Genomic DNA, 14,080 nt, shown 5'->3' with positions numbered 1-14,080 from the left:
TTCTTTTTTTTATCTGTTAATATATAAGTAACCGTTCATTGATTTAGACTGTTGGTCATTGGCGTAATCAATTATATAGTAGTATACACCAACTGGTAATTCATCATTCTTTTTCACCGTTACCCTACCATTGGAAATACCTCTAAATGCATTACCATTGTTATCATATCCGTTAGTTTCAAAAACCAGCACACCCCATCTATTATATATTCTCACTGTATTATTTGGGAATGATTCTATATTATTGATTGTAAAGACACCACCGTTAGTGTTTGGATTCACAAGGTCACTTTCAATGCTAATATCACACGCCGTACCTTGTGGTGGAGTACCGCCAATAGAGCTACACCCATCAAGTGGATCGGTACTGTCCTCTATTTCTTGGCCATCATTGATGCCATCACCATCAGTATCCTCATTTTCAGGATCAGTACCCAAAGAATTTTCTTCATCGGTAGTCAATCCATCATTATCACAATCAGAAGTTCCAATAGGGGTTCCATTTATAGAATCGCAAGCATCTAAAGGATCAGTATTATCCAAAACTTCTTGACCATCTGTAATTCCATCACCATCGGTATCGGGATTGTTTGGATCTGTACCCAAGTCTACTTCCTCACCATCGGTTAAACCATCATTATCAGTATCAGGGTTATTAGGATCGGTTCCTAATGTCACTTCTTCTTCTGTGGTCAATCCGTCATTATCACAATCACTTGCTCCCAAAGGCATACCATCAACATGGTCACAATCATTTAAAGGATCGGTATTATCAACCAAAACTTCTTCTCCATCAACAATACCATCACCATCAGAGTCAGGATTATTAGGATCTGTTCCCAAATCACTTTCCTCGTTATTGGTAAGTCCATCATTATCAGAATCCTCAGATATCGTAACCGTACCATTACCAGAATTACCAGAAGCATCGGTAACAATTATTTCTATAACATCCTCATCAGTAAGAACAGGGAAATTACCAGACGTAGGGGTTGCCATACCCGTATCTAAACTCCATTCGCCATTAGCATCCGCAATTACGCTATAGGTTACATCCGTTAATCCATCACCATCCGTATCTAGTTCAATAACAAGAGATTCATTGGCACTTGCATTACCTGTCAATACCGGATCAATATCGAATGTACTAAAGCTATCAGCTATTGGTGCGGTGTTATCAAGAATTACAGTTTCGGAATCAACAGCATTATTGCCCGGTATGTCAGACACTTCTGCATTTACTAAAATAGATCCATTTGTCAATGTCGAAATATCTGCATCGCTAGCAGTCCATACTCCAGATATTACAGTTGCGGTTGATGTAACTGTATTTACACCGTCACCAAAAGTAATTGTAACAATCTGATTATCTTCAACACCGGTGGTTGTACCTGTTATAACAACATCATTATCTTCAACTGCATTAACAATATCATCTATTTCTATAGGTGTATCAATATCGATTCCAATTACTACATCATGAACGATGTCTCTAGTAACCGCCACTGCAGGATTACCAGCTAGGTCACTCACATTGGCTGTAATAGTCTCATTTACATTCAAGGCCTGTGCATCTGTTGCCGGAATATCCAAGCTCCAAGTTCCTCCTGTTACGACTGCGGTGTACGACTGTCCGTTCAGGGATACTGTTACGATCTGTCCGTCTTCCGCATCCGTAGTACCGCTGATCGTTACATCGCTATCATCCTCAACTGCATTGATGGTATCATCGTTAGATACCACATCTATAGTAATGGTAGGTGCCGTTACATCATGCGTTATTTCACGTGTAGCTTGCGGTGCAGGGTTACCTGCTATATTAAATACATCAGCAGTAATGGTTTCATTTACATCCAATGCCTGGGCATCTGCTGCAGGTAGATCAAAACTCCAGGTACCTCCTGTTACGATTGCAGTGTAAGACTGTCCGTTCAAGGTCATTGTAGCAATCTGCCCGTCCTCGGCATCCGTAGTACCACTGATCGTTACATCGGTATCATCTTCAACCGCATTGATAATATCATCGGTAGATACCACATTTATAGTAATGGTAGGTGCCGTTACATCATGTTCAATGTCCCTTGTTGCCTGTGTGGCAGGATTACCAGCTACATCACTTACATCTGCAGTTATAGTTTCGGTTGGGTCCAAAGCCTGAGCATCGGCAGCTGGTAGATCAAAGGTCCATGTACCTCCCGTTACCGTTGTCGCATATGTCTGTCCGTTCAACACTACTGTCACAATTTGCCCGTCCTCTGCTCCAGTGGTCGTACCATTTATAGTAACGTCACTATCATCTTCTACAGCATTGATAATATCATCGGTAGAAACCACATCTATGGTTATCGTCGGTGCAGTTATGTCATGTTCGATATCCCTAGATGCCTGAGTGGCAGGGTTACCGGCTACATCGCTTACTTCTGCAGTGATCGTTTCGGTTGGATCCAATGCCTGAGCGTCTGTTGCAGGTAGATCAAAACTCCAAATACCGCCAGTTACACTTGCTGTGTAGGTCTGACCGTTTAAGATTACAGTCACAATTTGACCGTCCTCTGCATCGGTAGTACCACTGATCGTTACATCACTATCATCCTCTACCGCATTGATGATATCATCGTTAGATACCACATCTATGGTAATGATCGGTGCAATAACATCATGTTGAATTTCCCTAGTTGCCTGTGTGGCAGGGTTACCGGCAACATCAATTACGTCAGCAGTAATGATTTCCGTTGGGTCCAATGCCTGAACATCTACAACTGGTACATTCAGACTCCAAGTACCACCCGTTACCGTGGTCGTATATGTCTGTCCATTCAAGGTTACCGTCACGGTCTGTCCGTCTTCCGCATCTGTAGTTCCGTTAATGGTTACATCACTATTCTCTTCGAATGCATTTATGATGTCATCCGTAGACACTACATTTATAGCTATTGTAGGTGGAGCCACGTCGTGCTCGATATCCCTTGTTGCCTGAGTGGCAGGGTTACCTGCTACATCGCTTACATCCGCAGTGATAGTTTCGGTTGGGTCTAAAGCCTGTGCGTTTGCCGCAGGTAAATCAAAGCTCCAAGTACCGCTAGTCACTACAGCAGTGTAGGTTTGTCCGTTCAAGGTTACCGTTACGGTTTGCCCGTCCTCGGCTCCGGTGGTAGTACCACTAATAGTAACGTCACTATCATCTTCTACAGCATTGATAATATCATCGGTAGATACTACATCTATAGTAATGGTCGGCGCTGTAACATCATGTTCGATATCCCTGGTTGCCTGTGTGGCAGGATTACCTGCCACATCACTTACATCTGCAGTGATCGTTTCGGTTGGATCTAAAGCCTGAGCGTCTGCTGCAGGTAGATCAAAACTCCAAGTGCCGCCAGTTACACTTGTTGTGTATGTCTGTCCGTTCAACACTATTGTCACAATTTGTCCGTCTTCGGCATCTGTAGTTCCACTAATGGTCACATCGCTATCATCTTCAGCCGCATTTATGATGTCATCGGTAGATACCACATCAATACTAATGGTAGGTGCAGTTACGTCATGTTCTATATCCCTAGTTGCCTGAGTGGCAGGGTTGCCCCCTACATCGTTTACATCCGCAGTGATCGTTTCGGTTGGGTCTAAAGCCTGTGCGTCTGCCGCAGGAAGATCAAAGCTCCAAGTACCGCCAGTTACACTTGCTGTGTATGTCTGTCCGTTCAAGGTTACCGTCACAGTTTGCCCGTCCTCTGCATCTGTAGTGCCACTGATCGTTACATCGCTATCATCTTCAACCGCATTGATGATATCATCGGTAGATACCACATCTATAGCAATGGTAGGTGCAGTTACATCATGTTCAATATCCCTAGTTGCCTGAGTGGCAGGGTTGCCCGCTACATCGCTTACATCTGCAGTGATCGTTTCATTAGCTCCCAATGCCTGTGCATCTGTAGCAGGAAGATCAAAGCTCCAGGTACCTCCTGTTACGATTGCAGTGTATGTCTGACCGTTCAAGGTTACCGTCACAGTTTGCCCGTCCTCTGCATCTGTAGTACCACTGATCGTTACATCACTATCATCTTCCAATGCATTGATGATATCATCGGTAGATACCACATCTATGGTAATGGTCGGTGCAGTTACATCATGCTCTATATCCCTAGTTGCCTGTGTGGCAGGGTTACCTGCTACATCGCTTACATCTGCAGTTATCGTTTCGGTTGGATCCAATGCCTGGGCATCGGCTGCAGGTAGATCAAAGCTCCAAGTACCTCCTGTAACAGTAGACGTATAGGTTTGTCCGTTCAAAATTACGGTTACTGTCTGACCATTTTCGGCACCAGTGGTCGTACCACTTATAGTCACGTCACTATCATCTTCTACAGCATTGATAATATCATCGTTAGATACTACATCTATAGTAATGGTCGGCGCTGTAACATCATGCTCGATATCCCTAGTTGCCTGTGTGGCAGGGTTACCTGCTACATCGGTTACATCTGCAGTTATCGTTTCGGTTGGATCCAATGCCTGAGCATCCGCCGCAGGTAGATCAAAGCTCCATGTACCACTAGTTACACTTGCCGTGTATGTCTGACCGTTCAAGGTTACCGTTACGATCTGCCCATCCTCGGCACCTGTAGTAGTTCCACTGATCGTTACATCACTGTCATCCTCTACCGCATTGATAATATCATCTGCAGAAACAACATTTATAGCTATAGTTGGGGCAATAGCGTCATGCTCAATATCCCTGGTCGCCTGTATGGCAGGGTTACCAGCATCGTTGCTCACATCAGCCGTTATTGTATGTGTAGTACCCAATGCTTGAATATCCGCAGCAGGCACATCTAATGTCCAAACACCACCAGTTAACGTAGTTGTATATGTTTGCCCGTTCAGCACTACAGTTACTGTCTGCCCGTCTTCAACATCTGTTGTTGTTCCGTTTATGGTAACATCATTATCATCTTCAACTGCATTTATGATGTCATCTACAGCTACAACATTTATTGTTATCGTTGGTACCGTAACATCATGTTCAATATCTCTTGTTGCCTGTGTAGCCGGATTACCCGCAACATCATTTACATCTGCCGTAATGGTTTCCGTAGGATCCAATGCCTGTGCATCTGCCGCAGGCACATCTAAAGTCCATGTTCCACTAGTTACGGTAGTGGTATATGTTTCTCCGTTCAAGACTACTGTAACGGTTTGCCCGTCCTCGGCAGTTGTTGTACCGTTTATTGTTACATCGGTATCATCTTCCAAAGCATTAATAATATCATCATTAGCCACTACACCAATTGTAATGGTTGGCGGCGTAATATCATGAATAATATCATGATTAGCCTGAGTTGCCGGATTACCAGCAAAATCACTTACATCTGCAGTAATGGTTTCTGTAGGATCCAGTGCTTGTGCATCAGTTGCAGGCACGTCTAAAGACCATACACCACCAGTTACCGTAGTCGTATACGTTTCTCCGTTCAAAATTACTGTTACCGTTTGACCATCCTCAGCTCCAGTAGTCGTTCCACTTATAGTAACATCACTATCATCTTCAAGAGCATTAATGATATCATCGTTAGATACCACGTCTATGGTTATTGTAGGTGCGGTATCATCATGCTCAATATCCCTTGTTGCCTTTGTTGCCGGGTTTCCTGCCAGGTCACTAACATCTGCAGTGATTGTTTCCGTAGCATCTAAAGACTGTGCATCCACTGCCGGAATATCCAGCGACCATACACCACCCGTTACCGTGGTTGTATATGTTTGTCCGTTCAAGGTTACTGTTACCGTCTGACCGTCTTCAGCCCCTGTGGTTGTTCCACTAATGGTAACGTCACTATCATCTTCAACCGCATTGATAATATCATCGGTAGAAACTACATCTATAGTAATAGTCGGTGCAGTTACATCAATAGTCAGTAAAGCAACATCAGACGTTAACGGAGAACATACAAAAGTTAAATCTGTAATTATCACCCTATACTCAAATCCGTCTTGAGCTACGGTAGCACCGGTCAAGGTTAATGTCTCCGTTGTACTACCCGTGTAAATATCTGTTCCATTTGCATCATCTATAGCTTCAAAACCTCCACCTGATTGATCATCTACCTCCCATTGATATGCCAAGGAAATTCCAGATGCCGTTACGGTAAATGTTTCTGGTGAACTGCCATTGGTTAAAACATCTTGTGGTTGTTCAGCACTTGATGCAATTGTAGCCGTCTCCCCTGGTTGTTGAAAGTCGAAATCAGTATTAGTAGCACTATCCACATTATTTGGCGTAGTATATCCGTCAACCACATTGGTTCCGGTCACAACCCCATCAGTATCTACCACAAGCGCACCATCTCCTAAAACTCCGTCTGAATCATCATCTGTAAAACCTGCCTCTATAACATCATTACATAAATCTCCATCCGCATCCAACTCTAAGTAATCAGCAATACCATCTGGTGTTGCCTCAGAATCCAGCAGTGTATAATTCACTGAACCACTATCTTGTTGACCACTAGCCTGAACAGAATCTGGAATACCATCCGTACCCACAGCTCCGTCTAACCTTCCACTGGTAAAGGGTTGACCACTGCCAGATTCTACCACATCATAAATACCATCATTATCAGCATCCAAATCAAAATGGTTTGGAACACCGTCACCGTCGGTATCAAAACTATCAATAATACCGTCTCCATTATCATCTACACCTAAATCAGGATCAAGATAATTGAGTACCCCATCTGCATCTGCATCTGCACTTGGATCTAAACCGGACGGACTTTCTTCCGTATCCAGTAAACCATCATTATCATCATCTAAATCAACAGAATCCGCAATGCCATCCAAATCATTATCATCTATACCGTCTTCTCTGTAATCTACTTCTGAGGTGGTAATCACCGCGTTGTTCGGTAGATCAGATGCCCCATTGTCTTGATCATCATTAGAATCGAACGGTAAACCTGTAGTATCTACATCATCATAATCATCAAACAAACCATCATGATCATTATCCAAATTATTGGACGCCGTTGTAAAACCAGCTTCTTCAGTATCCGAAAGTCCGTCGCCATCGGTATCCAAATCCAGATAATCCGGAATTCCGTCACCGTCTGTATCTACCGGGGAAACACCTTCATCCCCTGCTCCTTCATATTCGTCACCTAAACCATCGCCATCAGTATCATCATTGCCATTGCCATCTGTATTTGCATTTCTTGCTACGTAACCACTTGTAGTTTGTGCTTCTACATTATCTGGAATACCATCGTTATCAGAGTCAATATCCAAATGATCTTCTATACCATCATGATCACTATCTATACCTTCATTTATAGTGTATACCGGTGCAGACCCAGGACCCGATTGCGTTCCCGAGGGAGAACCAGCAGAGTTAGCAGCCATAGTATTATTCGATGAAGTGAACAAACCGTTGATATCACAAGTTTGAAACAAAATGGAACCTAAATAATCATTTGATGAAAATCCTGGTTGTAGTTCACCCGAAAATGTTACTGTGAAATTGGTAGTTTCATAATAATTGAAATATACAGCCAATCTTGGTCCAAAATCTACACCTGACCATGTTTGTGGAGGTCCTTCAAATGTTGTGGTACCCGTTGCCAAATTCTCTGAAATATTCAACAAAGTATTACCATCAACAGCATATAAACCAGGTCTTGCAAGTGTAACGCTTTCTTCGGTATTAGCTCCATCAATATCATAAATAACACCTCCGAAACGAATAAGGTTTACCTGAAAATCCGTGCCGGTAGCCACCAACCTAATATTAAAGGTCATACTACCAACATCACCGACACCACCACCTACATCAAAACTAGGTTGCCAAGCGTCATTGCTGCCAAAACCACCATTATCAATAGAAGTTAAGGTTGCATTGTCAATATCGGTTATAGCTACAATTGCATCTAACACCCCAAGAGATGAAGTCACCACTGTAGAGAAACGATACTCGGCACCAACAGTACCCGGACCACTACCGGTAGAAGATATATAAGAACCACCTACAAAGGAACCGGGGGGAATACCACAATCATCTCCTTTGGTATCGGTAGGTTCAAAACCTAATGATTCCACATAATCTAAAATACCATCATTGTCATTATCCTTATCTACACTATTATTAACACCATCACCATCAGTATCTATAGGAGTCAAGTGCACATTGGCATCCCTAAAATCTACTTCACTAGTAAAAGGATCTTGATCATTAGGAAAATCATTTACATTTTGGTTGTTATTTGTTGCCCCGTTAGTATCTTCAATACCATTTGATCCCGTAATAACCAAATCAAAAGCATCATCTAGACCATCATTATCAGCATCTGTTCCTGAAGGTGTAGTATCCGCAATATTATCTCCATCTATATCATATGCTTCAACCGTATCACTAACACCATCATTATCTGAATCAGTATCCCTAAAATCTGGACTACCTTGACCATCGGAATTTTCAGGTTCATTAATGGATTGTCCAGAACCGGCTGGCGGAACTTCATAATTATCAGCTAAACCATTTCCGTCTGAATCTGTACCAGGTGATTGGTAACCAGACGTGGATTGCCATTCAATATTATCTATAATACCATCATTATCACTATCCAAATCTAAATAATCCAGATGAACATCTCCATCTGTGTTTACCGGTGAATTGGTAAAACTTCCTCCTTGATCAACATCAAATGCATCATCAATACCATCATTATCCGTATCATCACCAGAAGCTTGAACCAAACCAGCATCGGGCTGTGATTCTACTAAATCTTTTATACCATCATTATCTGAATCTATGTCCAAAAAGTTTGGACCGCCTTGATTATCGCTATTCAAAGGAGTGCCAGAAACACCTGCTCCATCAGTACCACCATCTTCAGCAACATCTGGAATACCATTAGAACCATGATTACTTTCACCAGGATCTATAGATCCGTTTCCGTCAAGATCTAAACTACCATTGCCTGTTTCCACAACGTCAGGTATACCATCATTGTCACTGTCCAGGTCTTCATTATTAGGAATGCCATCACCATCAAAATCACCGGTACCTTCTACAGCATCAAGTATACCGTCATTATCATCATCTTCATCGTTACTGTTACATATTCCGTCTCCATCAGTATCAATACCGTCATTTGCCGGATCAAAATTAGCCCCTGCAGAAAAATCATTGCTTGCCGTTGCCCCACAATCATCACAACCGTCACCATCCAAATCTTGACAAACCGAAGGATCTAATGGATCGGTATCCGAGCCATCAAGAACCCCATCATTATCATCGTCGGTATCACCAGAATCACACAAACCATCACCATCAGTATCCGTACCATCATTTGCAGGGTCAAAATTAGCACCTGCAGAAAAATCATTGCTTGCCGTAGCGGAACAATCATCACAACCATCGTTATCCAAATCTTGACAAATTGATGGGTTTAGTGGTGCATCATCATCAACATCTAAAACACCATCATTATCATCATCGTCATCACCAGAATCACATAAGCCATCACCATCTGTATCCGTACCGTCATTGGCAGGGTCAAAATTAGCTCCCGGAGAAAAATCGGTACTTGAGGTGCCGGAACAATCATCACAACCATCGTTGTCCAAATCTTGACAAATTGATGGGTTTAATGGTGCAGTATCTGAACCATCTGCCACACCGTCATTATCATCGTCTAAATCCGAAGAATCACAAATACCATCGCCATCAGTATCTACACCATCATTGGCAGGGTCAAAATTATTACCTGCAGCAAAATCATTGTTTGCAGTAGCTGAACAATCATCGCAACCATCACTGTCCAAATCTTGACAAATAGAAGGATCAAGAGGTGCAGTATCTGAACCATCTTCTACACCGTCATTATCATCATCAGGGTCACTAGAGTCACAAAGTCCGTCACCATCAGTATCTACACCATCATTGGCAGGGTCAAAGTTTGCTCCTGCAGTAAAATCATTGTTTGCCGTTGCAGAACAATCATCACAACCATCACCGTCCAAATCTTGACAACTGCTTGGATCTAACGGTGCATTATCATCACCATCTAGAACACCATCATTGTCATCATCAGTATCACCAGAATTACAAATTCCGTCACCATCGGTATCTATACCGTCATTTGATGGATCAAAATTATTGCCCACAGAAAAATCATTACTTGCCGTTGCCGAACAATCATCACAACCGTCACCGTCCAAATCTTGACAACTACTAGGATCTAATGGTGCATTATCATTTACATCAAGTACGCCATCATTATCATCATCGTCATCACCAGAATCACAAATTCCATCTCCATCAGTATCGGTACCGTCATTGGCAGTATCAAAATTAGGTCCCGCAGAAAAATTGTTATTTGCCGTGGCAGAACAATCATCACAACCATCGTTATCCAAATCTTGACAACTACTAGGATCTAATGGTGCATTATCATTTACATCAAGAACACCATCATTATCATCATCGTCATCACCAGAATCACAAGTACCATCTCCATCAGTATCGGTACCGTCATTGGCGGGATCAAAATTAGCACCTGCTGTAAAATCAGTGCTTGCCGTAGCCGAACAATCATCACAACCATCGTTATCCAAGTCTTGACAACTACTAGGATCTAAAGGTGCATTATCAGCTCCATCCAAAACGCCATCGTTATCATCATCATCATCACCAGAGTCACAAATTCCGTCACCATCAGTATCTATACCATCATTTGATGGATCAAAATTATTACCTACGGAAAAATCGGTATTTGATGTAGCGGAACAATCATCACAACCGTCACCATCTGCATCTTGACAAACACTTGGGTCTAAAGGTGCATTATCAGCTCCATCTAAAACACCGTCATTGTCATCATCAGGATCGCCAGCATCACATAATCCATCTCCATCTGTGTCAAGTCCATCATTTGATGGGTCAAAATTATTACCCGCAGAAAAGTCGGTACTTGACGTAGCGGAACAATCATCACAACCATCGCCGTCTGCATCTTGACAACTACTTGGGTCTAAGGGCGCATTATCATTTACATCTAAAACTCCGTCATTATCATCATCAGTATCACCAGTATCACAAATTCCGTCACCATCTGTATCAAGTCCATCGTTTGCAGGGTCAAAATTAGCACCGGCAGAAAAATCGGTATTAGCCGTTGCCGAACAATCATCACAACCATCACCATCCGCATCTTGACAACTACTAGGATCTAAAGGTGCATTATCATTTACATCTAAAACTCCGTCATTATCATCATCCGTATCACCGCTATCACACAATCCGTCACCATCGGTATCCGTTCCGTCATTGGCAGGATCAAAATTATTACCCGCAGAAAAATCCGTACTTGCGGTAGCGGAACAATCATCGCAGCCATCGCTATCCAAATCTTGACAACTACTTGGATCTAATGGTGCATTATCATCACCATCTAAAACTCCGTCATTATCATCATCTGGGTCACCAGCATCACATAATCCATCACCATCCGTATCCGTACCGTCATTTGCAGGATCAAAGTTAGCGCCTACAGAAAAATCATTATTAGCTGTAGCAGAACAATCATCACAACCATCATTATCCAAATCTTGACAACTGCTTGGATCAAAAGGTGCATTATCATCACCATCTAGGACACCATCGTTATCATCATCGTCATCACTAGAATCTGGCGTACCATCACCATCGGTATCCGGATCATTGGTTACCGTAATATTAACCGTTGCGGTTTCACAAACATCTGGGTCCGGATCGGTATTACAGACCTCGTAAATTACCGTCACTGTTGACCCATTCTCTGTCAATAAAGGGGTATATGCCAATTCACCAGTAAGAGCATCTAAAATAGCCGTACCGCCTGCAGTACCACCAACTCTGGTTATTGCAGTTGTTCCTTGATTATTAGCATCATTATTTGGCAAATAATCATCATTACTTAAAATATTAATATTTGTAGCTACGCCTAAGGTAGCATTGGCACTTTCATCTTGAGCCGTTGGTGCATACGGATTTGGATCCGTGGCATCTAAATGACCATCACCATCACTATCTATATCTAAATGATTAGGTAAACCATCATTATCCACATCGTAAGCGTCAGGAACTCCATTGCCATCTGCATCTGTATATATTGTAGTGGTACCATCACCGGTATTTCCTACATCTTGGCTTACATCCTTAAAGTTTAAGATTCCATCACCGTCTTCATCACCAAAAGGATCAAGACCTGCATATTCATCTACATCTAAAATGGTATCATTGTCATCATCCGTATCATTGTTATCCGTTGTACCATCACCGTCACTATCTCTTGGATCTCTCCAATCTCTTTCTCCACCAGCTGGGTCATCATCTGGAAAAGTATTTGGAGTTTGATTATTGTTCGTTGCTGCATCTGGGTCATCTATTCCGCCAGCATTCTGATCAAAATTATCATCAATACCGTCTAAATCTGTATCATTACCTGACAATGTTATCTCCGGAATATCATCTCCATTGGTATCATATGCTTCTACCGTATCTGGTATTCCGTCATTATCACTATCTGGATCTAAAAAATCTGGAACATTATCCGATGTTACAAAAGCAGCATCTGTATTAACAGGTATTAATCCTTGGTTACCTGTTCCTTCATAATTATCATCTAAACCATCGCCATCGGAATCGTTACCAGACGGTGCTACATAAGTACCTGTAGCTTGAGCTTCAATATTATCTGGAATACCATCATCGTCAGAATCCAAATCTAAATGATTTGGAAAGCTATCATTATCTTGACTAGCCTCATAAACGTCCGGTACACCATCAGAATTTGCATCTGTATAGTTGGTAACACTACCATCGGCATTAGCATTATATGTAGGAACCCCATCCCCAGAATTATCTAAAACATCTTGATAATTAGGTAGGCCGTCACCATCAGCATCTCCATTGGGATCATTACCATTAGATTCAACAATATCCAAAATTCCGTCATTATCATCATCAATATCAACATTATCAAACACACCATCGCCGTCAGAATCACCAACACAAACAGAGTACAAAAATGTATTGATCTGATATTCACTTTGGTTGAGATCAAATTCTTTTATAAATCCAGGGTTGGCATAAATATCAAATTCGATAAAATTTACATCATTAAACTCGAACATTAAATTACTTTCAGGACCATTTGCTTCAGATTCCGTACCTGCCGACAAAAGTGTTGGCGGCGTTGTGTCTATTGCAATATTCGTGGGAATATCAGTAGCCGTAAAACGTACGGAGTTACTACAGTCTGTACCCACCGCTTCATTTTCTATGGGTACATTAGGATCAGCAGGAGCCGGGGTACCATCAATATCATTTATAATTATCCTAAAATCATTTACAGGTATCAAGGTCGTCTGATCCGCTTGTAAAAAACTAATTCTTATTCTTGAAGGTGCATTGGTATTACTGTTCGAAGGATTCAAATAAAAGAAATTATCTACAGTATTAGAATATGCAATCTGTCCATTACCTGGCGCACCGCCAATTTTTTGAACTCTTACAAAAGCCAATGCCGGTATAGTAGGTGAAGTAGCATTAAAATAGGCATCTTCAACGGTACCACTTGAAACACCCGTTATAGATACGCTTTCAAAATTCTGTCCATTGGCATCAATTGCAAAAAACAGCACAATTGCAACCAGACAAGATTGTAAGTATGCAGGGCTTTTATATTTAGAATATGTATTTGTCTTTAACAGATTAGCACATAGACTTAAAAGTCTACTAAACAAAAAATTAAATCTGTTCATTTTCGTCTTCTGTGAATTTCTCTGTCTTGTGAAGTAAGCGTGCATTAGTTTCATATTCCGCGAATTCTTTACTTAAAAGATTATTGTCTTAATTTTTACATGAACAAGCGTTCATTAAAAAATTAATGATAAATCAAAAATAACAATGGTTTTATAAGGGTATTATTATTTGTTGTCAAATAGCCCTTTCTGTATGTGAATCTAAGATATAATGTATTTTCTTACAAAAGTATACAGACAATAATTATTGTTTTAGTGATCATTTCGTATGAAACGG

At 41.5% G+C, this 14,080-nt stretch carries 1 protein-coding gene; it reads right to left on the bottom strand.

The window, feature by feature from the left end:
* Window positions 1-9 precede the first annotated feature (9 nt).
* Window positions 10-13,803, bottom strand: coding sequence for an Ig-like domain-containing protein (locus B2Z27_RS09135; protein WP_286813428.1), 13,794 nt, complete (start codon window positions 13,801-13,803; stop codon window positions 10-12).
* Between the last annotated feature and the right edge of the window lie 277 nt (window positions 13,804-14,080).

It is taken from the genome of Maribacter sp. UBA3344 (assembly GCF_002362375.1).
In the GTDB taxonomy this organism is placed as follows: Bacteria; Bacteroidota; Bacteroidia; order Flavobacteriales; family Flavobacteriaceae; genus Maribacter; species Maribacter dokdonensis.
This window is presented reverse-complemented; position numbering and strand designations above follow the sequence as displayed.

What these genes read in the sequence shown, in the direction of transcription:
- B2Z27_RS09135 (WP_286813428.1), bottom strand. Translation starts at nt 13,803, where the DNA reads ATGAACAGATTTAATTTTTTGTTTAGTAGACTTTTAAGTCTATGTGCT.